General features: G+C 33.3%; 24 protein-coding genes, 1 other RNA gene and 3 pseudogenes. 13 read left to right on the forward strand and 15 right to left on the reverse strand.

The genetic code is table 11. From position 1 onward, the window contains the following. From dnaX to A3SG_RS19410, 4 genes are all read right to left on the reverse strand, one after another. On the reverse strand, positions 1–1,055 hold a 1,055-nt coding region (gene dnaX / locus A3SG_RS0108130; RefSeq protein WP_016989540.1), incomplete at its 3' end, for a DNA polymerase III subunit gamma/tau. A 484-nt stretch (positions 1,056–1,539) separates the two neighbouring features. Next, a complete protein-coding gene (locus A3SG_RS0108135; RefSeq protein WP_016989541.1) occupies positions 1,540–1,839 on the reverse strand; it encodes a hypothetical protein in 300 nt (99 codons plus the stop codon). A 79-nt stretch (positions 1,840–1,918) separates the two neighbouring features. Continuing rightward, a complete protein-coding gene (locus tag A3SG_RS0108140; RefSeq protein WP_016989542.1) occupies positions 1,919–2,218 on the reverse strand; it encodes a hypothetical protein in 300 nt (99 codons plus the stop codon). A gap of 193 nt (positions 2,219–2,411) precedes the next feature. Next, complete coding sequence (locus A3SG_RS19410) at positions 2,412–2,594, reverse strand: hypothetical protein (RefSeq protein WP_016989543.1); 183 nt, start codon at positions 2,592–2,594, stop codon at positions 2,412–2,414. Between the two features lie 115 nt (positions 2,595–2,709). Between A3SG_RS19410 and rnpB the strand changes: the two genes are divergently transcribed. Beyond that, positions 2,710–3,035, forward strand: an RNA gene (gene rnpB / locus A3SG_RS20765) — RNase P RNA component class A. Between the two features lie 124 nt (positions 3,036–3,159). After that, positions 3,160–4,092 carry a ketopantoate reductase family protein gene (locus tag A3SG_RS0108150; protein WP_016989544.1) on the forward strand — a complete coding sequence of 311 codons (933 nt, stop codon included), beginning with the start codon at positions 3,160–3,162 and terminating at the stop codon, positions 4,090–4,092. Between the two features lie 106 nt (positions 4,093–4,198). Here A3SG_RS0108150 and A3SG_RS0108155 read toward each other — a convergent pair whose 3' ends face one another. Both A3SG_RS0108155 and A3SG_RS19415 read right to left on the reverse strand, forming a co-directional pair. Continuing rightward, positions 4,199–4,789 carry an RsmD family RNA methyltransferase gene (locus tag A3SG_RS0108155; protein WP_016989545.1) on the reverse strand — a complete coding sequence of 197 codons (591 nt, stop codon included), beginning with the start codon at positions 4,787–4,789 and terminating at the stop codon, positions 4,199–4,201. A gap of 111 nt (positions 4,790–4,900) precedes the next feature. Further along, positions 4,901–5,608, reverse strand: coding sequence for a DUF3822 family protein (locus A3SG_RS19415; RefSeq protein WP_016989546.1), 708 nt, complete (start codon positions 5,606–5,608; stop codon positions 4,901–4,903). Between the two features lie 206 nt (positions 5,609–5,814). On the opposite strand from A3SG_RS19415, the pseudogene A3SG_RS19420 reads away from it, so the two are divergent. From A3SG_RS19420 to A3SG_RS22290, 3 genes and pseudogenes are all read left to right on the forward strand, one after another. Continuing rightward, positions 5,815–7,238 (forward strand): annotated as a pseudogene (locus tag A3SG_RS19420) (ATP-dependent RecD-like DNA helicase). Positions 7,239–7,282: 44 nt separating this feature from the next. Further along, complete coding sequence (locus A3SG_RS0108170) at positions 7,283–8,362, forward strand: acyltransferase family protein (RefSeq protein ID WP_029596684.1); 1,080 nt, start codon at positions 7,283–7,285, stop codon at positions 8,360–8,362. 410 nt (positions 8,363–8,772) lie between these two features. Then, positions 8,773–8,914: pseudogene (locus A3SG_RS22290) on the forward strand (cytidylyltransferase domain-containing protein); the annotation flags it as partial. Here the strand turns inward: A3SG_RS22290 and pgl are convergent. The 6 genes from pgl to A3SG_RS0108205 form a co-directional block, all read right to left on the reverse strand. Next, positions 8,908–9,621 carry a 6-phosphogluconolactonase gene (pgl, locus tag A3SG_RS0108180; RefSeq protein WP_016989550.1) on the reverse strand — a complete coding sequence of 238 codons (714 nt, stop codon included), beginning with the start codon at positions 9,619–9,621 and terminating at the stop codon, positions 8,908–8,910. The pseudogene A3SG_RS22290 and the gene pgl overlap by 7 nt on opposite strands. Continuing rightward, the gene (zwf, locus tag A3SG_RS0108185; RefSeq protein ID WP_016989551.1) at positions 9,605–11,149 is read right to left on the reverse strand and encodes a glucose-6-phosphate dehydrogenase; all 1,545 of its coding nucleotides are present in this window, start codon (positions 11,147–11,149) and stop codon (positions 9,605–9,607) included. Before zwf ends, pgl begins: the two co-directional genes overlap by 17 nt. Positions 11,150–11,166: 17 nt before the next feature. Next, on the reverse strand, positions 11,167–12,573 hold the full coding sequence (gene gndA / locus A3SG_RS0108190) for an NADP-dependent phosphogluconate dehydrogenase (protein WP_016989552.1): 1,407 nt from the start codon (positions 12,571–12,573) through the stop codon (positions 11,167–11,169). A 74-nt stretch (positions 12,574–12,647) separates the two neighbouring features. Beyond that, the gene (gene hxlA / locus A3SG_RS0108195) at positions 12,648–13,289 is read right to left on the reverse strand and encodes a 3-hexulose-6-phosphate synthase (protein WP_016989553.1); all 642 of its coding nucleotides are present in this window, start codon (positions 13,287–13,289) and stop codon (positions 12,648–12,650) included. Positions 13,290–13,328: 39 nt separating this feature from the next. Then, a complete protein-coding gene (hxlB, locus tag A3SG_RS0108200; RefSeq protein ID WP_016989554.1) occupies positions 13,329–13,895 on the reverse strand; it encodes a 6-phospho-3-hexuloisomerase in 567 nt (188 codons plus the stop codon). A gap of 265 nt (positions 13,896–14,160) precedes the next feature. After that, positions 14,161–15,048 (reverse strand): AraC family transcriptional regulator, encoded by an 888-nt coding sequence (locus A3SG_RS0108205; protein WP_016989555.1) that lies wholly within the window; start codon positions 15,046–15,048, stop codon positions 14,161–14,163. Between the two features lie 807 nt (positions 15,049–15,855). Between A3SG_RS0108205 and tnpA the strand changes: the two are divergent. Both tnpA and kdsB read left to right on the forward strand, forming a co-directional pair. Then, positions 15,856–16,292, forward strand: a pseudogene (tnpA, locus tag A3SG_RS19425) (IS200/IS605 family transposase). 484 nt (positions 16,293–16,776) lie between these two features. Further along, positions 16,777–17,502, forward strand: coding sequence for a 3-deoxy-manno-octulosonate cytidylyltransferase (gene kdsB, locus A3SG_RS0108215; protein WP_016989557.1), 726 nt, complete (start codon positions 16,777–16,779; stop codon positions 17,500–17,502). A gap of 1 nt (position 17,503) precedes the next feature. Here the strand turns inward: kdsB and A3SG_RS0108220 are convergent, their stop codons facing one another. Continuing rightward, positions 17,504–18,214, reverse strand: a complete 711-nt coding sequence (locus tag A3SG_RS0108220) for a potassium channel family protein (protein ID WP_016989558.1) — start codon at positions 18,212–18,214, stop codon at positions 17,504–17,506. A 94-nt stretch (positions 18,215–18,308) separates the two neighbouring features. Further along, the gene (locus tag A3SG_RS0108225; protein ID WP_016989559.1) at positions 18,309–18,974 is read right to left on the reverse strand and encodes a spermidine synthase; all 666 of its coding nucleotides are present in this window, start codon (positions 18,972–18,974) and stop codon (positions 18,309–18,311) included. A 62-nt stretch (positions 18,975–19,036) separates the two neighbouring features. Between A3SG_RS0108225 and A3SG_RS0108230 the strand changes: the two genes are divergently transcribed. Further along, a complete protein-coding gene (locus tag A3SG_RS0108230) occupies positions 19,037–19,588 on the forward strand; it encodes a 1-acyl-sn-glycerol-3-phosphate acyltransferase (protein ID WP_016989560.1) in 552 nt (183 codons plus the stop codon). A gap of 88 nt (positions 19,589–19,676) precedes the next feature. Here the strand turns inward: A3SG_RS0108230 and A3SG_RS0108235 are convergent, their stop codons facing one another. Then, positions 19,677–20,135, reverse strand: a complete 459-nt coding sequence (locus A3SG_RS0108235) for a helix-turn-helix domain-containing protein (protein ID WP_016989561.1) — start codon at positions 20,133–20,135, stop codon at positions 19,677–19,679. Between the two features lie 311 nt (positions 20,136–20,446). On the opposite strand from A3SG_RS0108235, the gene A3SG_RS19430 reads away from it, so the two are divergent. From A3SG_RS19430 to A3SG_RS0108255, 5 genes are all read left to right on the forward strand, one after another. Beyond that, on the forward strand, positions 20,447–21,325 hold the full coding sequence (locus A3SG_RS19430) for a M14 metallopeptidase family protein (protein ID WP_410500991.1): 879 nt from the start codon (positions 20,447–20,449) through the stop codon (positions 21,323–21,325). 40 nt (positions 21,326–21,365) lie between these two features. Further along, complete coding sequence (locus A3SG_RS23115; RefSeq protein WP_410500992.1) at positions 21,366–21,605, forward strand: hypothetical protein; 240 nt, start codon at positions 21,366–21,368, stop codon at positions 21,603–21,605. Between the two features lie 78 nt (positions 21,606–21,683). Continuing rightward, complete coding sequence (locus tag A3SG_RS0108245; RefSeq protein ID WP_007139244.1) at positions 21,684–22,163, forward strand: Lrp/AsnC family transcriptional regulator; 480 nt, start codon at positions 21,684–21,686, stop codon at positions 22,161–22,163. 103 nt (positions 22,164–22,266) lie between these two features. Then, a complete protein-coding gene (locus A3SG_RS0108250; RefSeq protein WP_016989562.1) occupies positions 22,267–24,852 on the forward strand; it encodes a phosphoenolpyruvate carboxylase in 2,586 nt (861 codons plus the stop codon). Between the two features lie 11 nt (positions 24,853–24,863). Continuing rightward, entirely contained in the window at positions 24,864–25,379 is a 516-nt protein-coding gene (locus tag A3SG_RS0108255; protein WP_016989563.1) for a DinB family protein, read from the forward strand.

The raw sequence follows: 25,379 nt of genomic DNA on the forward strand, positions 1-25,379 counted from the left end.
TCAAAAGTGATAGAGGCTAGTTGCATCAGACATAATTCAACAAGCAGTCGCTGATTTTGACTTAGTTTGTATTTTAAATCACAATCATTCGCAATAGCGACTCCTTTCAACAAAAAATCGTGACTGCATTGCTGTGCCTGTACTCCGTACATTTTTTGAGCCTGCTCGCCAACTTCTAATAAAGACAGGGTTAAAGGTGTTTTACTGACCAATAGATCTCTAAAATGGGAAGCCAATCCAGATACAAAATGATGAGAATCAAATCCTTTGGAAAGAATGTCGTTGAAAGCCATCAATAACTCAGGAATTTTATTTTCAAGAATTAAATCTGTCACCGTGATATAAGTCTCATAATCGAGTACGTTAAGGTTTTCAGTTACGGCCTGACGTGTCAAGCTAGCACCACAATAGGAAACAACTCTATCAAAAATAGATAAAGCGTCGCGCATAGCACCATCTGCTTTTTGTGCAATAATATGTAAAGCATCGTCTTCAAAAACGATTCCTTGACTAGTTGCCACTTCAGCCAGATGTTCTTTAGCATCCTTTACAGTGATTCTTTTAAAATCAAAAATCTGACAACGCGATAATATGGTAGGAATGATTTTATGTTTTTCGGTCGTTGCCAATATAAAAATGGCATGTTTCGGTGGTTCTTCCAATGTCTTTAGAAAAGCATTAAAAGCCGCTGAAGACAACATGTGTACCTCGTCAATAATGTAAACTTTATATTTTCCCGTTTGTGGTGGAATACGGACCTGATCAATTAAGCTCCTAATATCGTCAACAGAATTATTAGAGGCAGCATCTAATTCGAATACATTAAAAGCAAAATCTTCAGTTGGATCATCATAACCTGGCTGATTGATTTTCCTAGCCAAGATACGGGCGCAGGTCGTTTTCCCAACTCCTCTAGGTCCTGTAAATAATAGGGCAGAGGCAAGATGATTGCTATCTATGGCATTCAACAAAGTATTGGTAATCGCTTTTTGTCCCACCACATCATTAAATGTTTGGGGGCGATATTTACGAGCCGATACAATAAATTGTTCCATAGATTTTTTTCTTCGAAGGCAAATATAGTCATTGCCATTATATTATGAAAATGATACTTTGTTTAATTCCAAAATTAGTGAGGTAAGAGTTTTAGTAGTTCCTTTTAGAAGCATAATCAGCGCAATTGAGTTGAGGCTTCAGGACTTATAGAAGCTTTTTAAAAAACTCTTTAATTTTAGTTAATATCCTAATTTAAAGATGTAATATAGTTTATGTGCTTCACCATATAGAGGATTTATGAATTTTACCCGAAAGCAGTCTTGATGATTATTAATAAATTAATTCTCATATTCTTTATTAATAAATGTGATTAAAAAAGGAGTTTTAATGATCATTATGAAGCTTCTAAACCGGTTTGATTTCCTAGTTTATTAAAACTGTGAAACTTCAATCCAATTCGATTTACACAAATTTTGATTTTTTTTTCACAGTTTAACAATTAAAAAAATCTCCCTTTAGATTAGGCAGATCTCATCTCGTATTTTATTTGTTTCGGCCTTTAATACTAATTTTAATTAGCACTTGTGCGGCATCACTAACTGAATTTGCTGCAAAACCAGTTACAAAAACACCGTTTTCACCTGATTTCGTAGTTATTCCATAGACTACTGCTTCATCATCTGGGTTTGAATTTCCTTCGTAACGGTAGATGTGTACAATTTGATAATGGTCGGGATTTTTTACAATGTCCTCTTCATGAAGGTTAAAATCATAGGTAAATCCTTTTTCTTTTAATTCTTCTAATGCTTTTGATACAGTGGCATAATGATACTTCTTTTCCATACTATTTTATTTGTCTATTTCAATGTTATTGGGACAAAATACTAAAATAGCTTTGTTGCTAAATTACTAATTCTGTTTTTTATTTTGTCCTGTTTTTTATGCCAATATTAAGTAGTGCTTGAGCCGCATCGCTAATCGAGTTAGCAGCAAATCCTGCGACAAACACTCCTTTTTTTCCTGATTTAGATTGGATACCATATACTACTGCTTCATCCCCTGGATCAGTATTTCCTTCATACCGGTAAATGTGTTTAATCTCATATTTTTTCGGGTTTTTTGCAATATCCTTTTCATGCAGGTTAAAATCATAGGTGAACCCATTTTCATTTAACTCATCTAAGGCTTTTGAAACTGTGGCATAATGATACATTTGATTCATAATTTTTATTTTTATAAAGTACTAGTGATTTGTAGTTCATTTTTTTTGAATTAACAGACTTAAATTATGTTCTGGATTCATTGTCACTACTTTCAATTCACAATTTAGACAATACAAGTACAGCTTCATTATCTGTTTTTGCAGAAAATCCAGCAACAAAAACTCCTTTTTTACGCTGGGAAGATATAATTTCTTACACTATTGTTGGGTCGCCTAGATCAGAATTTACTTCGTACCTGTTTATGTGTTTTACTTGATGTTGCGCAAGTTTGTGAATAATACCTTCTTGATGAATATTATAATCATAAGTAAACCCCAATTCATTCCATACATTAAAGACTTCAGGAACTGTCGAATAACGATAAATAGGTTTCATAGATTGGAATTTTAAAACATACTTAAAGATAACTATTTTAAATTAAGACTTTGAAAAATAGCTGTTAAACTAAAATTTAATGTTTGACTTCAAGTTAAAATTGTTGTAAATTCGCCGCACAGACCGCCTTATCGTCGTTTTGAGCAATCAAGAGGGAGGAAAGTCCGGACACCTAAGAGAAGCATAGCGGGTAACCCCCGTCGGTTTTGTCTGCAAAGGCAAGGTTAGGACAAGTGCAACAGAAAGTATGTACAGGTAATGCTGTAGTGAAACCAGGTAAACTCTATGCGGTGAAATATCAAGTATATCAGCATTTAAGGGCTTCTCGTCCGTTGCTGAAGGGTAGATAGCTTGAGTCATACAGTAATGTATGATCTAGATAAATGATAAGGGTCCTGATTTATCGGGATACAGAATCCGGCTTACAGGTCTGTTTTTTTTCAACAATTAATAAAAAGGGATTGTGAAATCTAAAAGGAACCATTAAGAAATTAAGTTTCATTAAGTCAATAAGCTTAATTTTCTCAATTTCTTAATGGTTTGATTTTTATTGTAAACTGTAGTTATGCTAACAAAAATTGGAATTTTAGGATTGGGTGGAGTAGGTGGTTATTTTGGTGGATTATTGGCGAAAGCCTATGCCGAATTGGATCAATTCGAAATTGTGTTTATTGCTCGTGGTGAAACCGAAAAAGCAATTGTAGCCTCGGGATTAAAGATCATCACTGACGAAAATGAAAGCATTGCCTTTCCAAGTATTGTTTCTCATGATCCTCAAACAATCGGAAAACTCGATTATCTTATTTGTGCCACGAAAACGTATGACATTGAAGAGAGTCTTTTATTGTTAGAAAAATGCATTACTAAAAACACAGTTATTCTACCTTTATATAACGGTGTTGATGCGCCAGAAAGAATAAGTACTCTTTATCCCGATAATGAAGTTTTAAAAGGTTGTGTGTATATCGTTTCCATGATTCAATCCCCGGGAGTCATTAAAAAAATGGGACCTTATGAAAAATTGTATTTTGGGTCTGATACAGCACCAATAGGCAAGTTAAGGGCATTGCAGCTTATTTTTAAAAATGCATCAATAGAAAGTTACTTAGTGGACACTATCGAGGAAACCGTATGGGAGAAGTTTATTTTCATTTCCGCTTTGGCTTCAGCTACATCCTACTTAAATCAAAATATAGGCGAAATCATTAACAGCAATACAAGCAGAGCAATATATGTTGAACTCTTATATGAGATCACCATGTTAGCTGCCGTTAAAGGATTGAACTTACCGAACGATATTGTTATGCAAACCATTCATAAATTAGAAAAAACACCAAAAGACGCAACTTCATCGATGCATCGCGATGTATTGGCTGGTCGAAAATTTGAATTGGCGTCTTTGACTGAATTTGTGGTGAATGAAGGACTGAAATATGAAATGGAATTGCCTACTTATAAAATGGTATTGGATAAATTAGCACAGGTTTCTAAGAGCTAATTAATGCTATTTATTATTGCAGTGAACAGCAGTAAAAAAGTTTCATTTCCAATAAAAAAGCACTCGTAAAAACGAGGGCTTTACTACTTATTAAGTTCTTTAATTACTATTCTTCTTCGTCTTCTTTAAAAAGATCAGCATCTAATTCTTCTTCACCAGAGCTTAATTCGAAAAAACTAAAAATAGAACCTCCATATGTTTTCTTAAAAGAAAAATTATCCATGTGGTCTAACTTCGTATACTTTGAATGTTCGATTACCATCATTCCATCGTCATTAAGGGTGTTTTTTTCGAAAATAAGCAATACTATTTTTTCGAAAATCTTTTGATCCAAAGCGTAAGGAGGATCGGCAAAAATAATATCGAAACTAGCATTGTTTCTTTCCAGAAATTTAAAAACATCACTTTTGGTTGCTGCAATATTAAAATCATATTCGGCCGCCACTTGTTTGATGAATTTTACACAACCAAAATCGGCATCTACTGATGTAATCGGTGCGCTACCTCGGGAGGCAAATTCATAACTGATGTTTCCGGTTCCTGCGAACAGGTCTAAAATTTTCAAGCCTTCAAAACTGAAATGGTTGTTGATTACATTAAATAATGCTTCCTTAGACATATCGGTTGTGGGGCGAACGGGTAATCCTTTTGGGGGAGAGATGCGTCTTCCCTTGTATTTTCCTGAAATGATTCTCATGAGTTGAAAAGTATAAAATGATTTCTGTTTTCGGCCTCAGAAAAATAATTATTCCATCGTAAATCGTTGACGTCAATAAGCGAAACGTTACGAATGTATTTGTATGCTATTTTAAAAAAAATCACTTTCGCTGTCTATATTCCCTATCAACTCTAATGCAAAGTTTTCAGGATTCAGGTTTAATTGTTCTGCCGTAAACAAAACATAATATATAAAATCTTCGGGAGTATGATAATCAAAAGAGTTGAATAATAACAACTTCTGATTTTGGATTACAATAATCTCAAAATGCCCTTCAGTAAAATGAATCGTAATTTTCTTATCATCAATATTTTTGGATGCATCCAAAAGGGTTGTCACAAGTATACTATTAGCATGCTTATAATCGAAAGTGCCAAATTGATCAATGAAAAAGTTGTTCATATTGACGTATGGAATGTAAACAGAGTTGATTTGGTAATTACTGATTTCGTCGTATGCAAAAAAATCAGTGTCAAAAACCTTGGTATTGTATTGCAGATAACTTCCAAGGAAATTCTCGTCAAAGAGAGCAGCGGGAACAAATGTGGACAGATTGTTATTGTGTATAATCAATACATCATCATAGGTTTCATTCAACTCAGGGTAATCCCTAAATGCATTCGAAAATAAATCTTCAATTTTAATCCCTTTATGAAAAGAATCAAAATGGACTTCATTGAAGGATGTAATAGTATTGTTGAGTGTGTCAAAACAGCAAAAAGACAATCCGGTCAAGGAAACTTGAATGGAGAGTTTTTTATATTTCTTTTCGGTAATATTTGTGTTTTGTGTAGACATAATCTGATTTATAATCCATCCTGTCCGCCTTAAACGGAAAGGATTAAATGCGATGGCAAACTTACAAATTTAAAAAACAATATCAATTGCAAAAATCAAACGCAAAAGTAATTGTAATAGAAAATTAAGAAATATTAAAATTGAAATTGAGTTTTACTATTGATTTTGACATTGAAAACGCTTACTTTGCATTTAAAATATGTCAGATGAATTCCTCCTTGTTTTATAGCCTTTTAAAAAATAAATTCCCTTTTATTCCTACTTATAAGCAGGATATTTTTTTTCTAAAAAATAGCTATTTTTTTTAACTGAAACTGATAACGACACTATTTTTGTTCTTAAAGGATATGCGGGAACTGGTAAAACGACCGTGATTTCTACGATTGTAAATAACCTTCTCGACATCAATAAAAAATATGTTTTGCTCGCGCCAACTGGACGTGCGGCAAAAGTGATTGCCAATTATTCGAACAAACCTGCTTTTACGATTCATAAAAAAATCTATTTTCCAAAGAAGTCTTCTGGCGGTGGAGTTTCTTTTACTTTGCAACAAAATAAACATAAAAACACTATTTTTATAGTAGATGAGGCCTCAATGATTTCGGATACTAACTCGGATTCTAAGCTTTACGAAAACGGTTCTTTGCTTGATGATTTGATTTCGTATGTCTATTCAGGAACTAATTGCAAAATGATTCTGCTTGGAGACACAGCTCAATTGCCTCCTGTAAATTTAGATATTAGTCCAGCTCTAGATACCCAAACTTTAAGTTTGAATTATAATAAGGAAGTGGAATATATTGAGCTTGACGAAGTCATGCGTCAGGAAGAAGATTCTGGAATTTTATATAATGCAACGGAACTTCGAGAGTTATTAAAAGATTCCTTCATTACTGATTTTCAGTTTGACGTTAAGAAGTTTAAAGACATCGTCCGCTTGACCGATGGGTATGATATTCAAGACGCCATCAACTCAGCCTACAGTAATTACAGTATAGAAGATACTGCTTTTATTGTTCGCTCGAATAAAAGAGCAAATCAATACAATGAACAAATCAGAACTAAAATATTAGACAAAGAAAGCGAATTGTCATCAGGCGATTTTCTTATGGTGGTTAAAAACAATTATTTTTGGTTGAAAGACTCTGATCATGCCGGTTTTATTGCCAATGGTGATATCATTGAAGTATTAGAGATTTTCAATATCAAGGAACTGTACGGATTTAAGTTTGCTAATGTAAAAATCAGGATGATTGATTATCCAGATCAAAAGCCTTTTGAAACAGTACTATTATTAGATACCATAAAAAGCGAATCACCTTCGTTGACCTATGAAGAATCCAACAGATTGTATCAGGAAGTACTTAAAGATTATGAAGGTGAAACCAAATTTAAACAATTTCAAAAAGTAAAAGCCAATGAATATTTTAATGGTTTGCAAGTAAAATTCTCCTATGCCATTACTTGTCATAAATCCCAAGGAGGGCAATGGAATACCGTTTTTATAGAACAACCTTATTTGCCGAACGGAATTGACAGAGATTATATCCGCTGGCTATATACTGCTATGACTAGAGCAAAAAATAAATTATATTTGATCGGTTTTAAAGATGAGTCGTTTGTGGAATGATTTTAATTTATGGCTGTCACATCAAAATATAATTTTGAAAATAAATGATTAAACCGCTTACTTCCTTACGCTTTTTTTTTGCATTTATGATATTTGTGCATCATATGACTTTTTTAGCAAAAAGTAAATCATCCACTTTACGGTGGATTCATGAATCGATATTGAAGGAAGGATATATTGGGGTTAGTTTCTTTTTTATTTTGAGTGGTTTTATTCTTGCTTATAATTACCGCGACTCGTTTCTAAATCAAAAAATATCAAAATCTAATTTTTATATTGCCAGGATTGCCAGAATCTACCCGCTTCATTTTTTATCTCTGCTAATTGCTGTACCCTTGACGATTCAAAATGCTAATTTTGAGATCTCACTTTGGTTGAAACAGTTGTTTTTCAATTTGACATTGACCCAAAGTTTCATTCCAATAAAGAAAATATATTTTTCTTTTAATTCTCCATCTTGGAGTATTTCGAATGAGCTTTTTTTCTATTTGCTGTTTCCTTTTTTAATCTTTTTAATATCGAAAATTAAAATGCATAAATATAGCAAAAGTGTATTGATCCCATTTTTATTTTTTTTGCCAATATTGATGTTAGTAATCCCTGCAATCTATTATAAAAACCTATTCTATGTTAATCCGTTTTTTAGGGTTTTTGATTTCATCGTAGGGATACTTCTTTATGAACTATTTTTAAAAATAAAAAACACAAGCAACGTACTTAATTATAATGCTTTGGAATTTAGTTCGATTGCCTTGTTAGTTGTTTTTTTTATTTTTCACAGCCAGCTTCCATTAGTAGTTCGCTATTCTATTTATTATTGGTTACCTATGAGTTTTTTAATACTGGTTTTTGCCTTCCAAAAAGGAGTACTTTCAAGATTATTATCTAATCGCTCCTTAATTTTACTTGGCGAAATAAGTTTTGGTTTTTATATGTTTCATCAGCTAGTTTTGAAATACTTTATAATGTTCAATAAATCGATCCTTCATATTGCGAATGAATATTTAATCATTTTAATTATATTAATCATTTCACTTATAATAAGTTATATAAGTTTAATCTGGTTTGAAAATCCAGTTAATAAGTATTTAAAAAAAGTTTCTATGAATAAAACCAAGGATTAGAGTTTTAATAAATTTCGAAAGGAGGATTGTTTTTTTATTATTAGAAGTCAGTTTATGAGCACGATAAATATTGAAGTCGATGAAAAATCCATTTGAAGGAATTAGTAAACCTGAAGCATTAAAATATAATTGACCCAGAAATTATCCTAGAAAAATAAAGGACGAACATTGTATTGTGTATGAAATTCCCATCGCTGAAATTTTATTAAAACCTAGTTTAAAAGAACAGTATACTGATTTAGATAAAAAAAATAAACCTCAGTTTCACTAAGTGGGGTATATTTTTATAATTTTAAAGAATGTGTAGTCTCATCAGATACTTAGGATATGCGATTTCTCCGTCGTCGAAATAACAATGTTTAAAAAGATAAATGACTAAAAAAAAGCCTTCGAAGCAAAAATACATAACCATGAAAATAATAGCCGTCATTCCTGCCCCTTACTTCAACAAAATTTCCTGCTAAATTGATGCAAGATCTTGGAGGAAAAACGGTGATTTTAAAAAACTATGAAGCAGCAGTAAGCACAAACTTGTTTGATGATGTTTATCTATTTATTGCAGCCTGATCAGTCAAAAATAACAATTTTCCGTCCAAGGGTTTAATTAGTTGTGTAGGATATTTTTCGGGATTATAATCACCATATAAAACTTCGTTTAATGCATGCGCTTTACTTTCTCCGAAAGTTATTACGACAATTTCCTTCGCTCTATTAATGAAAGGCGCAGTTAGGGTTATTCGATACATACTTTGCGATTCAAGATAATAAGCTGATACCCATTTATTATTTTCATTCAATACGGTTTCACCTGGAAAAAGTGAAGCGGTATGACCATCATCGCCCATTCCTAATAAAATCAGGTCAAATTGTCCATGCTCTCCTGTATGACTCTTTATCAATTTTTCATATTTCAAAGCATATTCTTCCGGTGAAAAGCCATGTTTGTACATTGGGAACAAGTTGCTTTTTGGTATACCAACATGATTTAACATAGAGTCGGATGACATTTTCGCGTTGCTGCGTTCATCATCAAGCGGAACCCAGCGTTCGTCACCCCAAAAAACAAAAACATTTTTCCAATCTATTTTGGCCTTGTACTGAGGTGTCGCTAAAAGCTTGTAGATAGATATAGGCGATGAACCACCTGTAAGCGCTACTAAAAAGCGGCCCCGTTTCTGTATTGCATTTTGTGCCGCAGCTACAAATATATTGGCTGCATGAGCTGTTATTTCTTCTTTACTACTAAAAATACTTACCATCTGCTACTTCTTTTTCTTCTAGTTCTACGTCATTTAGTGAGTTTGAGGCCCATTCATGTCCCTGCCGGGCAAGTAATTTATTTGCTTCTTCAGGACCCCAGCTCCCAGCTTCATATTTATACAAACTTGAAAACTTGTCGTTTTCCCAGGCTTCCTGAATTGTTGTTACTACATCCCATGCTTCTTCAACCTGATCTGAGCGCATGAATAAAGTTGGATCTCCTAGCAAAGCATCCAATACTAATGTTTCATAAGCTTCAGGTGATTGAGTGGAACATGAAAAATAATCAAAAACCATCTCTGCAGGTTTTAGCGAAAGTGCCAAGCCAGGTTTTTTTGTCATAAACTGCAGCCTAATATCCATTGCTGGTTGAATATTTATAATTAAACGGTTTGGCATCATACCTTCTTTACCAAAAGAAAAAGTAGAATGGGGTACAGGCTTAAATTGTATAACGATCGAGGATTGTTTTTTCTCCATTCTTTTGCCTGTTCGAACGTAAAAAGGAACACCTTGCCAACGCCAGTTGTCAAGATAAAATTTCATGGCTACAAATGTTTCAGTGTTAGAATTGGCCCCAACTCCCTTTTCTTGCAAATATCCGGGTACTGGTTTTCCTTTTATGGATGCCTTATCGTATTGACCCCTCACCGTGTAATGTTCTACTTCTTCTGGAGTTATACGTCGTATCGCTTTTAAAACGTCAGCTTTACGGTTTCTGATTTCATCTGCTTGCAATGAAGTAGGAGCTTCCATCGCTACCATAGTTAAAATTTGCATCAGATGATTTTGTATCATGTCACGGAGTGCGCCGGCATCTTCATAAAACCCGCCACGATCTTCAACACCAACTTCTTCTGCGACAGTAATTTGGACAGAATCAATAAAGTTACGGTTCCAAAGCGGCTCAAACATCGAATTTCCAAAGCGGAAAGCTAGGATATTTTGCACTGTTTCTTTGCCTAAATAATGGTCGATGCGGTATATCTGTTCCTCTTTAAAAGTCTGTGACAATAACTTATTTAAAAGCACAGCAGAACTTTTATTGTATCCAAAAGGTTTTTCAATAATGATACGGTCCTGAGCAGGATTAGCAGCAAGATCCATTTTCTTTATATTGTTTGTTATTGTTTCAATGAAAGATGGCGCTATTGACAAGTAAAAAAGCCTGTTGGCACGTTCGCCAAAAGACAAATCTATGCCGTCCAACTTTTGTTTCAGCACTTGATATGATTCTTCTTGATCTATATCATTTTGCAAATAGTTGATATGAGAAGCAAATTGTTGGTAGGCTTCTGTTGTAGCTATTTTATTTCTGGAAAACGCTGTTAGGTTCTCGCTTACATGGTTTCTATATAATGCATCGCTTCTCTCTGCTCTTCCTAGCGCTAAAATTTTAAACTTTTCCGGCATGCGACCATCAAGGTAAAGATTATAAAAAGCCGGAAAAAGCTTTCTTTTTGCTAAGTCGCCCGTTGCCCCAAAGACAAGAATGACGGTGGGCTTTATAGTATTGACATTATTCATTTTGTTCCTTTTAAAATTTATTCATTCCACTCTGTGTGAAATATACCGGACGTATCAATGCGCTCATAAGTATGTGCCCCGAAATAGTCACGCTGCGCCTGTATAAGACTAGTAGGAAGTTTTTCGGATCGATAAGCATCAAAATAAGCTAAAGAATTCATTAAGCCCGCAATAGGTATCCCTTTTTGAACTGCGAATTGTACCGTAGACCTAATACTAGATTGATTCTCGTTTATTGCCTTCGCGATAGAATCATCAAGCAGTATGTTTTTTAGTTTACCATTTTTGGCGTAAGCCTGGCGGAAATCCTCAAGCACTACAGAGCGAATAATACAACCACCGCGCCAAATCTTAGAGATGGTCTCAAGGTTCAGGTCGTAACTATACTCTTGTGAAGCTTTAGTTAACAATGCTAATCCTTGTGCATAGGTTATTAATATAGAAAAATGTAGAGCTCCTTTTAGTGCTTCTATAACCGAAGGCAAATCAGTGTTACCTTGTTCTGCATTCCAAACTAATTTCGCGGAAGCCTCAATTCTTTCCGGTTTATTTTTCGACATATAACGCATTGCAACCGCAGCGTCTATGGTGGTCAACGGTACTTCTAAATCCATCCCATTTTGAGAAGTCCATTTTCCGGTTCCTTTAGATTTTGCCCAATCAGATATTACATTTATCAGCTTCTGGCCGTCAGCATCTGTTTTCTTTAAAATATGCCCTGTAATTTCAATTAAATAGGATTGAAGTTCAGTATCATTCCAGTCTTCAAATATTTTTTGAATTGTTGTATCGTCTAGGCCGTATCCTCGTTTCATAAGATCGTATATCTCTGAAATAAGCTGCATAATACCGTATTCGATTCCATTATGAGCCATTTTTACGTAATTTCCAGCAGATCCGTTACCCAAATATTCTACACAAGGTTCCCCATCCACTTTGGCCGCTATGGATTCAAAAATAGGCCGTAGTCTTTCATAGGCTTCTTTATTACCGCCGGGCATAAGACTCGGGCCAAATCGTGCACCTTTTTCACCACCAGAGATACCCATTCCAAAAAAATGGATCCCTTTGGCTGATAATTCTGTAAATCTACGGTCGGTATCTGTAAAATAGGTATTTCCACCGTCGATAAGAATGTCTCCTTTATCTAGGTAGGGAAGTAGGCTTTGAATGACAGTATCTACAGGCTTACCTGCAGGAACTAATACCATAATAGCCCTTGGTTGTTTTAGAAGCTCTATAAAATCTTTCACTTCTGTAGTGGCCTTAATATGTTGTTGTGAATTAGCTTCCTGTGTCAGGGATAAAACTTTTTCCGTATCCAAATCCAAACCTGCTACAGCATGTTTTTGGTCAGCCATATTTAACAGCAGATTACGACCCATGACCCCTAGTCCAACTATACCAAAATCGAATGTTTTCATAATTAGTATCTAAATTTATTATTGCAAAAAAAAAGGCTGGAATTTATTTATAAATTCCAGCCTTCATTCATTAATTACGCTACAGTTACACTGCTTATAGCTTCTTTTAATGCTTTAGCAGCAGCAGCTGGGTCTTCAGCACCATAAATGGCACCCCCTGCGACAGCTACATGAGCACCAGCAGCTACAACGTCTTTTATTGTATCGATGCTAACACCACCTGCAACAGAAAATGGGACTTTTGCTAATTTTCCTTCACTGATAAGTGTTTGTACAGAGTATCCTGCTAATGTTTGTTCGTCAAGACCAGCATGTAACTCTACAAAAGCAACTCCAAAAGCAGTTACTTCTTTAGCTCTTTCCACTCTGTTTTTAACTCCGATAGTATCAACTACTACCTTTCTACCGTGTTTTTCTGCAGCTTCTACAGCTCCTTTTATGGTAGCATTATCAACAGCACCCATCACTGTTACTAAATCTGCACCTGCTAAAAATGCAATCTCTGCTTCTAGGAAACCAGTATCTGCGATTTTCATGTCTGCAAAAATTAATTTGTCAGGGAAAGCTGTTTTCATTGCAGTAACAACTTTAAGACCTTCCGCTTTAATTAGCGGTGTACCTAATTCTATAATATCTACGTAAGGTGCTACTTTGTGTGCTAATTCTAATGCTGCTTCTGTTGTAAGTAAATCAATTGCGACTTGTAATTTTGTCATGTGTAAATGTATAAAAAAATAATAATATAAAAAAAATCGTTATTCTAGGTTGGCGTGTTTGGGCCATAGCGCTTCCTTGGTCAAACCTGATTCTTGCCATAAGGTCATAAAAATACCTTCTAGGATAAATAATGTAAATTGTTCAAAAAGGCTCCCTGCATATTGCTTAGAAACGGAACTACCGAAGTCTGTTTTTGTTGCTGCGTTTATTAGTAAGATACTATCTGCCAATTTTGCTAATTTACTTTCTGCATTAGCAGTAATAGCAATAACTGTGGCTTGTTGACTCTTCGCTTTCTCAGCCGAGGAGAGTACGGAAGAAGTAGTTCCTGACCCCGATGCTAGAAGTAGCAAATCTCCTTTTAATATAGCAGGTGTATTCGTTTCTCCTACAATGAAAACAGTATACCCTAAATGCATAAACCGCATGGCCGCCATTTTTAATGCAAGTCCGCTTCTCCCAGCAGCCATAACAAAAATTCGTTTGGCTACTTTTATTTCGTGAACCAAAATCTTTATCTGTTGCGGATTCACCTGATTTGCCAGTTGTCTATTTTCCTCTAAAATAGCAAGTAAATTATTGTTTGTTAATGTATTTGTGCTCATATTTTTTATTTTTAAATAATGCCTCCTGCTCATTGTATCGGTCAAATTACCACACCATTAAAATTCGGTAATCTAGAATGCTATTTTATGCAGTAGCTACTTATTACGGGTTGCATTACTATTTCTGATTCCCATTTGTGAAATCAAACTAAATGAATATCCTATTATCACTATTGTGAAGTAGCAGGTTGTATCTGTTTGATTAGGTACAATTAATGGTGCAAAGATATATATGAAGAGAGGGAGTAATGTTATATAAACAAGACTATGCGGTATAAATTTGCGCCAATCCGTTTTGAAGGTCGGTTGGCGTTTTTTTTAATTTTGCTTTTACAAATTTATTAAGTGCAGATGGTGAACTAAATCCAAGATCAAATGCGATTTCTTTATGAGAGTGATCAGAGAACAATAATTGTCTTTTAATTTCAATAAGAATGCGGTTATGAATTGCATTTATTGCGGTCTCGCCAGAATATTTTTTAGTTAGAGCATTAAGCTTTTTAGTACTAACAAAAAGTTTTAATGCATAATATTGCACGCTGCGCTCACTTTTATATTGATGGTTTAAAAGTTTTTTAAAAGCAATATAAATATTTTGGTTTGGTCCTTGCGTGTCGTGATGCAAAACAGGATGTTGGCCGTGTATCGATTCTATAAGTCCTAAAAGAAAAATTTTGATGTAAAAACGAGCCTGTTCTTTTTTAACAAGGCTTGGGGCGTTATAAATATCTTGTATGTTCTTTATAATTGGGAGGACTTTTTCAAATTCTGGGACAGAGAGTGCAGTATTATTAAGATGTACCGATAGATTAACATTATAAGCACTGAGTTCATTTTTCAATATATCCGAACAAAACAATACTTCTTCAAATAATATAATTTTGCCAACCAAATCAGTACTCAGATTTGAAAAAAAATGGATTTGATCAGGAAATATAATAGAGATATTTCCTGATTTCAATAAATATATTTTATCCTCAATATGTACCTTGATATTTCCAGACTCAACTAAAATAATACAAAAATGATCTTTTTTATGTGGTTGAAAATAATCTTGAATAAATGCCGTATCGAGATCAAAAACCCGAAACGATAAATTTTTATCATCCGTTTTTTGAATGTTTTTTTTGATCTCAAACCTCTTTAAGTACATAGGATTTTTTTTAAATAAGTGTGAAGCGCGCTCAAATCAGAAATTCCAATCAATCTCATTAATTAGGGTATTGTGCAGTAATACTCGCAACGGTAATTTATTAAATTCAATAAATTATTTTATACTCGCATTTCGTTGTTATAATTATGATTAATTTATAATAATAACAAAATCAAATCACAATAAATTTACGTAAAATAGTATTTTGCAAAGATACACTTTTCTTACATCGGTAACAAAGAATTTTATTTTACACTTTGATTGTAAAAATAAGTAAACTGATTTCGCGATTCCAATGTAAATGGAGCATCAGTTATCGTATAAATGTAATGGGTTATTTTATATCCGTAAAATAAAAAACAATAACTACAAACTAAAAAGCCAGAGGTAAAAAGTGAAGAAAGGACAAGTATGCTGATAAAAAATAAATTGAATTTAATTGTGTCCTACTTTTGTTTTAAGGTTTTAAAAAAAAATAGTAAAAAAGCTACTTATAACTTTAATAAACCTTGATTTTTAATAACTCAAACTATCGAAAAGAACATAATTCAGCAGTTTTTTATTTCATTTCTTAGTTTCAAAAAAGTTTTAAAAAAAATTGTTTGGTTTATAATTCGAGTAAGTAAATTCCCGAGTAAAAGGTTTTTTTCGAAAGGAAATCACATTTGCTTCCCTACACACCCGGGCAATATTGAGATCGTCAATTGTGTTTGAAACAATAAATACTTTAAATTTATTGGTCCTGAAAATAATTAACCCATGCACTTTAATGCCTTTCGCTTTTAGCTTCTAAAAAATGTATGGATAATATATGTATTTTCAAATAACAAAAAACATAAGGTATTAAGATTAACAATTCATTTAGTTTGCGCTACAAATTGCATATGTGGAGTTTTGCATGGGGATATTACAATGAAATGCAGAACTATTTTGATAAAAATATATGGAGGGGAAGGCGTTCAGATAGTAAAAAGAGTAGTGCCAAAAGATCATGTCCACATGCATATTGAATATCGACCTTCCCAGGATGTATTTACTTTGGTTAAATTACCGAAAGGGCGTTCTACAAGAAAACTAAAAATCGAATCCCTAGATCTAAAAAAAAGATATTTCGGGCCTCATTTTTGGACTAGAGGTTTTGTATGTTGGAGTACGGGTAATTTAACATATATAATGTAAATCAATATTTGGAATATCACAGAAACCTAAATGAAAATAATAATGACAACTGTGCAGTCTTTTAAGTCTGCCAACCAAATCTATAGACTTACAGTCCCTAATGGTTTATTTAATTTAAACAGGATATTTTTATTTCGATTAAATTTGGGCTTGACCATGAAGACAGCCACATATTTCTGTTCTCTATTTTTAGATTTGTGCTGATTAAAAGGAATAAGAGCTGATTAACAGAGAGTAGTGTTTTTAATAAGCTTGAAGGTAATTTTAAATTCATTACTTCGGATAGTTTTCAAGCGAGGTAGCATTAATTATTGATAAAAAGAACTATTTTTGAACTTATGTACGTTACTAATTATTTTTATTTTATTCTTTTTTAGTGATATTAGGATCGTGCAAAATAGTTGCAGTTTTGGGATCATAATTGGTTTTTACGGATTTTTTTTAAGAATAAAAAAAAATCATTGTCGAATTAATGGATGAAGACCAAACGCATTATTAGTAAAATAAAAAAATCATAGTACATTAGCGCATTAGTAACTACGTATTAACATGAAAATAATAGCCGTCATTCCTGCCCGTTACGCTTCCACAAGATTTCCTGCTAAATTGATGCAAGACCTTGGAGGGAAAACGGTGATTTTAAAAACTTATGAAGCAGCAGTAAGCACGCACTTGTTTGATGATGTTTTTGTGGTAACCGATTCAAATTTAATTTTTGATGAAATAATTTCGAATGGCGGTAAAGCCATTATGAGTATCAAAGAACACGAGTCGGGGAGTGATCGTATTGCGGAAGCAGTCGAAAATCTAGACGTTGATATCGTGCTTAATGTGCAAGGGGACGAACCCTTTATCGATACAGAACCTCTAATGAAATTAATTGAGATCTTTAGAAAAGATGCTGTCAGCGAAGTTGATTTAGCTTCCTTGATGCGAGAAATTAAAGATGAGGAAGATATCAACAACCCCAATAACGTGAAAGTAGTCACAGACCAAAATGGTTTTGCTTTGTATTTTTCGCGTTCGGTGATTCCGTATCCGAGAGAAAAAAATGTTGGCGTTCGTTACATGCAACACATTGGGATTTATGCCTTCAGGAAACAAGCCCTGTTAGATTTTTACAGCTTACCCATGAAATCATTGGAAGCATCCGAAAAACTGGAGCAACTACGCTACTTGGAGTTTGGAAAACGAATCAAAATGATCGAGACAACGCACATAGGTATTGGAATCGATACTCCAGAAGATTTAGAAAAAGCACGGCTAATGCTATAAACTATTCCTTATTGTCTTGTTCAAAATAACCTTTTGATTTTATTTTTGTAGAGAAAAAATTAAGGAATAAAACCACAAACATTAATACAATCATAGACTGTATGCTGACTAAAAATTTACCAAAAGGGTCAATGGGATAAAAATCACCATAACCAATTGTGGATGAAGTTACCGTACTAAAGTATATGACATCAAACCAATGTGTAAAAGGTTTGTTAAAATTATTAGTGAAAGAATATAAAACTGCAAAACCGAAAACCATTTCTAAATAATTAAAGAAAAGCAGTAGCATCGATCTTTTATAGGAACGTGGTTTTGAAAATAGATCAGAAGCAAAAATTAATGTCGGTATGTATAGAATTGTTTCTAACATCACGTAAGCCATCAGTCCTAGAATGAAAGGATTTTTTTGCCAGTGATTTGTTAAAATCAATAATGGGAAACTCACTTTTAGTAAAACATAGAAATCTACTGCAAGATCTTCATATTCAGACCCTCTTTTTGAAGCTAAATATTTAATATAAATACCCGGGAAAAATAGCTGAGAAGAAGAGAGGATTAAACGAACAATTTTTTCTATTCCGTTATCATCCTGATGATCGTTATTCCAAATTGCTTTGATATTTTGTATTCTTCTCTCTATGGGGTTATAACTTGGACTTTCCTCTTTAGAAACTATGCCTAAAAGTAGTTTGCGAATAATTTTTTTCATCACATTTAATTTTACTATTTCAATCGATCGAATCGAAAGTACAAAATATATGTTTTAGTTATAAAAAGAGAAAAAAGGAATTCACTAATGTGGTTTAGATTTTCTTTTCTATTACAATTAACTCGTTATGAATTTCAATTCTGGGTATCGTTTTTATGCTGTAGTTAGTGTTACAAAAATCCGAAATATATTTTTTATTTCTAATGTTGTGCTGCTCATTCAATAACATTGTATTAAAAAGAACAAAACCTTTACTTTTTAATAGAAAGCAAATGCGGTTGATAAAATAACTCTCATATAGGAAATTAGGCATTTTAGTGTCTTGGAAGACATCGATAATAATCAAGTCGTAATTCTCTTTAGTTTTCAAAACAAATTCGAAAGCATCATCGATTACGATTTCCAGTTGCTCAATTTCATCCAGTTTAAAATAGTGATTAGCTAGTTTGATAATTTCAGGATCAATTTCGACGCCAGTAATTCTACCACTAAATTTAATTTCATCAACTAATGTCTTTACTACACTCCCGCCGGCCACACCTAATATTAAGATATGATCCATTTTAATTATCTTATTGAATCCTATGGTTTTTAATCCCAATCTTAAAACATGTTGCAAGTTGCCATAGGAGTAATTAGTATTTTCTGAATCCAAAACTAATTCGCCGTTAGTCCAAATAACCTCTATAGATTTACTTAGAACAGATTTTACCGTATGAATTTTAATTGGAAGAAGGTAACTAAGTACTTTTTTTAGCATCAATAACGGTTTTTATCAAAAATAACTTTTAAATTATATATTTTGCAATAAATTAGAGAGTAATGAAGAAACAAATTTATAAATGGATCTTTTTCCGGCTTATGGGCTGGAAGATTGTGGGCACGATCGATGAGAATATTAAAAAATGCGTGATGATGATCATGCCACATACCAGCGCACACGATTTTTATTTGGGTGTTTTTACAAGAGCCATCACAGGACTAGAAATGAATTTTGTAGGCAAAAAGGAATTATTTGCTTTCCCATTGGGTTATTACTTCAGGTATATGGGAGGCGAACCATTAGACCGAAAAGGCGGAATCAATAAAGTAGATTCGATTGCAGCGATTTTTAGCAGGAGAGAAACTTTTCGTCTTGCAGTGGCTCCGGAAGGAACACGCAATAAAGTAGACCAACTTAAAACAGGGTTTTACTATATCGCTTTAAAAGCAAATGTACCTATAGTTCCCGTTGCATTTAATTTTGGAAAAAAAGAAGTTAATCTTGGAGCTCCGCTAATGCCGATAGGAAATATTGAAGAAGACCTGACTATTTTAAAAAAGCATTTTAAAGGAGTAGAAGGTAAAATTCCCGAAAAGGGATTTAAAGAATAATTCCAACTTAAAATTATTCGCAGTTAAAAAAGACCAATCCTTGTTATTAAAAAAAGGGTTAGGGCTTTTTTAGTTTGACGTAAAAATTTTAGAAAGTGCCATCTTTATAGAAGAATACAATTTTCTCTACTTCACTTGAAATAGATTCATTAACTGCGTTTTGAATATAGTCGTTTTTCGATCTGGCTCTATTTTTATCGGTATTGGTATTTTCTTCCGAAAATAAATTTCCGGTAGCAATAGATTCAGGACTTGGAGAAGGTGCATTTATTTTGATCACATCTTCTACTTTGGTCTCTTGTTTACGAGTAGGTTCATTGTTTTTTGGAAAACTACCACTTCCATTTAGAATCCAATACAAATCCACATCAGGAAAAACATCATGAATTTTAAGAATAAAATCTAAGCTTGGTTTGTTTCTGCCGGATAGAAGGTGAGACAGGCTGGAACGTTGCACTCCTATTTTATCAGCAAATGCGGAAGCATTTAGCCCATAGTAATCTAATATAATTTCGAGACGTTTAATAAAATCCTCAGTGTTTACCATTGTAAATAGCGGTTGCAATTAATCTAATTACAAATGTAACACAAACCAACGACAATAGCAAAATTACAAGCGTAAACTCTCTAAAAACTTCTAATTAAGTTTAATAAATAGATTAAGTAATTATACTTAAAACATTGATAAACATAATTTTAAGTATATTAATAAATAACGATAACATTTGTTAATTAGTAGTGGGACTAACGACTGCTCTGACTGCAAATAGCTGTTTACATTTCTAAAATGAACAGATATTTACTTGTTTACAATTGTAAAAATAAAGATGTTTACTTTTGTAAATCAAATAATACACCATGGATTTAGAACAATTAGCCGATGATAATAAGGAACAATCTATTGAAGGTAGGTATCTTACTTTAGAATCAATCGAACCAATATTACAACAATTAAACACGAATAATCAACTTTCAGTTGTTGGTGAATCGGTATTAAAAAAGCCGATTTACAGATATCAAATTGGCGAAGGAAAAATCAAGATATTACTTTGGTCACAAATGCATGGAAATGAAAGTACAACTACAAAAGCGTTGTTTGACTTTTTAAATCTGCTGCATAATGGTTCAGCACTGGCTGCGGACTTGTTACATACGTTTACTTTTTGTTGTATTCCAATGTTAAATCCTGATGGGGCAGAGCTTTATACTCGTGTAAATGCAAATGAGGTTGATTTAAATAGGGACTCACAAAACTTGACGCAGCCGGAAAGCAGGGTATTAAGAGATGTTTTTGATTCCCTGCAGCCTCAATTTTGTTTCAATCTACATGATCAGCGTACGATTTTTGGAGTAGAAAGTACTGGTAAACCGGCTACGGTCTCTTTTCTGGCTCCCTCTTATAATGAGAAACGAGAAATAAACGAATCTCGACTGAAGGCTATTAATCTTATTTCGGGTATTAATGCCGTATTACAAAAGTACATACCGGGCCAGGTAGGTCGATTTGATGACTCTTTTAATTTAAATTGTATTGGAGATACTTTCCAGGCGCTTGGAGTTCCTACCTTACTGTTTGAGGCTGGACATTTTAAGGATGATTATCAAAGGGAGCAAACCAGAAGATATGTTTTTATGGCATTAGTTTCAAGTTTTATTATACTGGACGAAAACGATATAGTTGACAATGGAATTGGCAAATACTTGAATATTCCTCAAAATAAAGTCGTGTTTTATTGATTTTTTATTATAAAAATAGTCAAATTAAATTATGATGGTGTTGAAAAAATTAACGAATTTTGCTGCACAATACAAAGAGGAGTTAATAGAAGACCAACTGTTTTTTAATGCTTATTTTGTGGAAATTGGAGAGTTGGAGGGATACTACGGTCATTTTGAATATGATGCAAAAGAAGCAGAATATAAAGATAATGAAGATGGTTTTCCGAAATTAAATCAAAAAGCCGATTTTTATCTAGAAAATAGCATTAAATTTGTTAACGGATTGATAAAAAAATAATATTTTGCGTCAATTTATTGTTTTTATGTATATTTTTAAACTTTGGATTAGTCAATTATAAATATTAATTAAAGAAGTATGAGTAAGTTCCGTTTAGATGAAGTAGATCATCAGATATTAGATATGTTGATTGACAACACAAGAGTTCCGTTCACTGACATTGCAAAAAAATTATTGATTTCTGCAGGAACCGTGCACGTTAGGGTTAAGAAAATGGAAGATGCAGGAATTATAATGGGTTCGTCATTAGTACTTGATTATGATAAATTGGGGTATTCTTTCATCGCTTATGTGGGTGTATTCCTGAATAATACTTCTCAGACTAAATTCGTTTTACAGCGCATTAATGAGATTCCTTTTGTGACCGTGGCCTCTGTGACTACAGGCAAATTCAATATTTTTTGTAAGATTAGAGCAAAAGACACAAAACATGCTAAGGATGTTATTTTTATGATTGATGATATTGATGGTGTTTATAGAACAGAAACCATGATTTCATTAGAAGAAAGTATTAATGATAAGAAGCGCTTGATGCATACTATATTTAAGAACATGTAATAAACTTACTTGTGCGCTATACTTTAATATAACCTCAAGTTAGTTCTTGAGGTTATTTTTTTATAACTATTTTAAGCTAAACTACACTAACTACAACAAAACTATGTATACGCTACCAAAAATCCAACGTTTCAATCAAAACGTACTCTCTAAGTACAATATTTATAATAGTGTATTTATTACATTGCCATTTGATTCTATAGATAATACAGGGGCTTTACTTCCTTTGTTTACAGATGTGTGCGAAAGTGGTTTCAAAAAACAGCAGACTCCAAAGGAAATTGTGGATTATTTCATGAATAAATATTCACACATTACTAATGAGCTAGAGAAAATTGATATCATGTTCCGTTTTATACAATATATTGAACGTCAAATTGTTCTTTTTGATGCTGTTGAAGATGCCGCTTTCCCTATTGTAAATAATATGGAGGGTCGCGGGTCGTTGAGGGATATTAAAGAAAAGGCAGATGCTAAAGGAAAGAGAGAGGAGTTAATTGATTTTCTGGAAAACTTTAATGTCAGAACTGTTTTAACGGCACACCCTACTCAGTTTTATCCTGGATCAGTCTTGGGTATCATTAATGATTTAACGGACGCAATACGCGAAAATAATTTGCTTAATATAAAAGAGCTGCTGGCGCAATTGGGTAAAACGCCTTTTATAAAAAACGAAAAGCCAAATCCATTTGATGAAGCAGTTAGTTTGATATGGTACCTTGAAAACGTGTTTTATAGTACCTCAGGTGATATGGTTCATTACTTGCAAAAAAATGTATTCCGTGGGGAATCGATTCAAAACGCTTTGATAAAACTAGGGTTCTGGCCTGGTGGCGATCGTGATGGAAATCCGTTTGTTACAACCGATATTACTTTAAATGTGGCAGAGCGATTGCGAACATCAATCCTGAAGTGCTATTATATTGAAATTAGAAGTTTAAAAAGAAAGTTAACCTTCTCAGGTGTAGATTTTTTGGTATCTGAACTTGAACATAAACTTTATCGTTCTGTTTTCTATTCTAAGGGCGATATTTACATCACATTAGAGGAGTTTAAAGCGCAATTAAATAAGATAAAGAGAATTGTTATAGAGTATCATCAATCTTTATATTTGGATCAATTGGAATCACTTCTTATTAAAGTGAATTTATTTGGTTTTCATTTTGCCACTTTGGATATCCGCCAAAATAGTAGAATACATGACAGCGTTTTTAAAGATATTTTTGAATATTATGTAAATTCAAATTCATGTATTTTTCCTAAAAACTATTATGATTTAACTGAAAATGAAAAATTTGAGGTCCTCTCCAATGTGAAGGGCAATATTGATCCGAATGATTTTGAAAATGAAATAACAAAGTCGACTATTGAGTCGATTCAAGCGATAAAAGTTATTCAGGAAAAGAATGGGGAATTTGGTGCTAACCGATACATAATAAGCAATAACGAAAGTGCGCTGAATGTACTCGAAACTTTTGCGATGATTCGTTTAAGCGATTGGGAAAAGCCAACAGTTGATGTTGTTCCATTATTTGAGTCGGTTGAGGATTTACTGAATGCTCACAATATTATGGAGCAGTTGTATACGAATCCGATGTATGCGACTCATTTGGAAAATAGAGAGATGAAGCAAACGATTATGCTTGGTTTCTCAGATGGTACAAAAGATGGAGGTTATTTAATGGCCAATTGGAGTATTTATCAAGCGAAAGAAGCACTTACGGCAATTTCAAGAAAATATGGTGTAAAAGTGATTTTCTTTGATGGACGTGGCGGACCGCCAGCACGTGGAGGAGGTAAAACGCATAAGTTTTATGCTTCTTTAGGTCCAAATATCGAGAACAAAGAGATTCAAATTACCGTTCAAGGGCAGACAATCAGTTCTAATTTTGGGACTTTAGACTCCTGCCGTTATAACTTAGAAAATTTATTGAGCGCGGGCGTTACAAATCAAGTGTTTAGTAAAAAGAAGAATGAATTATCTCTTGATGAACAGAACGTGATGGGGCAATTAGCTAATTTAGGATATAAAAAATATTTGAGTTTTAAAAATCATCCTAAATTCATTCCCTATTTGGAGCAGATGAGTACTTTAAAATATTATGCTAGAACTAATATAGGAAGCCGACCGTCTAAAAGAGGTAAGTCAGAAAAGTTAGATTTTAAAGATTTACGAGCGATTCCGTTTGTGGGTTCTTGGAGTCAGTTGAAACAAAATGTTCCAGGATTCTTTGGGGTAGGAACTGCTCTGAAACATTTTGAAGATACAGAAAAATGGGACAAGGTCCAAGACTTGTATGACAACTCTTTATTTTTTAAAACACTATTAGAAAATAGTATGATGTCTATTACTAAATCTTTTTTTCCGTTAACGGCCTACATGAAAAAGGATCCTGAATTTGGAGAATTTTGGCAAATCATCTACGATGAATTTTTAGAATCTAAACGTTTATTACTAAAAATAGCAGGTCATAAAGAGCTTATGGAAAACTACGCTGACGGTAAAGCATCAATTCAAATTAGAGAGCGTATCGTGTTACCACTGTTAACAATACAACAATATGCATTATTGAGAATTAACGAATTAAATAAAGAAAGTGTGCCAGATGAAAATTTAATCAAAGTCTATGAAAAAATAGTAATGCGTTCTCTTTTTGGAAATACAAACGCAAGTAGAAACTCAGCATAAATATAAAAAAAATGAAATCAAGCCAATTACCAATTACCGAATATGCTCCCTCATATTCGGCCTATCTTCAACTTTTAGAGGATGTTGATTTACTAGAAGAATTAGAAATATCCCTTCATGATTTTATCAAATTCGTTCAAAATATCCCTATGGATAAATTTGATTACCGCTATGCGGAAGGAAAATGGACTATAAAAGACATCATTCAACATTTAATAGATACCGAACGTATTTTTAGTTACCGTGCCATGCGCATCTCTAGAAATGATAAAACGCCTTTACCGAGTTTTGAGGAAGATGATTATGTTAATAATACCAGTGCGAATGAAAGGAACTTGCAAGGTTTGCTAACAGAAATGGCGTTAGTGAGACAGTCCACTATAGCACTGTTTAAAAGTTTTTCAGCAGAACAACTACTTAGAATGGGTTTTGCTTCGAATAGTCCCGTTTCAGTGCGCGCTATCGGATTTACTACTATTGCACACCAAATGCATCATCAAAAAATATTTCAAGAAAGGTATTTATAA

The organism is Flavobacterium sp. ACAM 123 (genome assembly GCF_000264055.1).
In the GTDB taxonomy this organism is placed as follows: Bacteria; Bacteroidota; Bacteroidia; order Flavobacteriales; family Flavobacteriaceae; genus Flavobacterium.

What these genes read in the sequence shown, in the direction of transcription:
- A3SG_RS0108135 (WP_016989541.1), bottom strand. Translation starts at nt 1,839, where the DNA reads ATGGAAAAGAAGTATCATTATGCCACTGTATCAAAAGCATTAGAAGAA.
- A3SG_RS0108140 (WP_016989542.1), bottom strand. Translation starts at nt 2,218, where the DNA reads ATGAATCAAATGTATCATTATGCCACAGTTTCAAAAGCCTTAGATGAG.
- A3SG_RS19410 (WP_016989543.1), bottom strand. Translation starts at nt 2,594, where the DNA reads ATGAAACCTATTTATCGTTATTCGACAGTTCCTGAAGTCTTTAATGTA.
- A3SG_RS0108150 (WP_016989544.1), top strand. Translation starts at nt 3,160, where the DNA reads ATGCTAACAAAAATTGGAATTTTAGGATTGGGTGGAGTAGGTGGTTAT.
- A3SG_RS0108155 (WP_016989545.1), bottom strand. Translation starts at nt 4,789, where the DNA reads ATGAGAATCATTTCAGGAAAATACAAGGGAAGACGCATCTCTCCCCCA.
- A3SG_RS19415 (WP_016989546.1), bottom strand. Translation starts at nt 5,608, where the DNA reads ATGTCTACACAAAACACAAATATTACCGAAAAGAAATATAAAAAACTC.
- A3SG_RS0108170 (WP_029596684.1), top strand. Translation starts at nt 7,283, where the DNA reads ATGATTAAACCGCTTACTTCCTTACGCTTTTTTTTTGCATTTATGATA.
- pgl (WP_016989550.1), bottom strand. Translation starts at nt 9,621, where the DNA reads ATGGTAAGTATTTTTAGTAGTAAAGAAGAAATAACAGCTCATGCAGCC.
- zwf (WP_016989551.1), bottom strand. Translation starts at nt 11,149, where the DNA reads ATGAATAATGTCAATACTATAAAGCCCACCGTCATTCTTGTCTTTGGG.
- gndA (WP_016989552.1), bottom strand. Translation starts at nt 12,573, where the DNA reads ATGAAAACATTCGATTTTGGTATAGTTGGACTAGGGGTCATGGGTCGT.
- hxlA (WP_016989553.1), bottom strand. Translation starts at nt 13,289, where the DNA reads ATGACAAAATTACAAGTCGCAATTGATTTACTTACAACAGAAGCAGCA.
- hxlB (WP_016989554.1), bottom strand. Translation starts at nt 13,895, where the DNA reads ATGAGCACAAATACATTAACAAACAATAATTTACTTGCTATTTTAGAG.
- A3SG_RS0108205 (WP_016989555.1), bottom strand. Translation starts at nt 15,048, where the DNA reads ATGTACTTAAAGAGGTTTGAGATCAAAAAAAACATTCAAAAAACGGAT.
- kdsB (WP_016989557.1), top strand. Translation starts at nt 16,777, where the DNA reads ATGAAAATAATAGCCGTCATTCCTGCCCGTTACGCTTCCACAAGATTT.
- A3SG_RS0108220 (WP_016989558.1), bottom strand. Translation starts at nt 18,214, where the DNA reads ATGAAAAAAATTATTCGCAAACTACTTTTAGGCATAGTTTCTAAAGAG.
- A3SG_RS0108225 (WP_016989559.1), bottom strand. Translation starts at nt 18,974, where the DNA reads ATGCTAAAAAAAGTACTTAGTTACCTTCTTCCAATTAAAATTCATACG.
- A3SG_RS0108230 (WP_016989560.1), top strand. Translation starts at nt 19,037, where the DNA reads ATGAAGAAACAAATTTATAAATGGATCTTTTTCCGGCTTATGGGCTGG.
- A3SG_RS0108235 (WP_016989561.1), bottom strand. Translation starts at nt 20,135, where the DNA reads ATGGTAAACACTGAGGATTTTATTAAACGTCTCGAAATTATATTAGAT.
- A3SG_RS19430 (WP_410500991.1), top strand. Translation starts at nt 20,447, where the DNA reads ATGGATTTAGAACAATTAGCCGATGATAATAAGGAACAATCTATTGAA.
- A3SG_RS0108245 (WP_007139244.1), top strand. Translation starts at nt 21,684, where the DNA reads ATGAGTAAGTTCCGTTTAGATGAAGTAGATCATCAGATATTAGATATG.
- A3SG_RS0108250 (WP_016989562.1), top strand. Translation starts at nt 22,267, where the DNA reads ATGTATACGCTACCAAAAATCCAACGTTTCAATCAAAACGTACTCTCT.
- A3SG_RS0108255 (WP_016989563.1), top strand. Translation starts at nt 24,864, where the DNA reads ATGAAATCAAGCCAATTACCAATTACCGAATATGCTCCCTCATATTCG.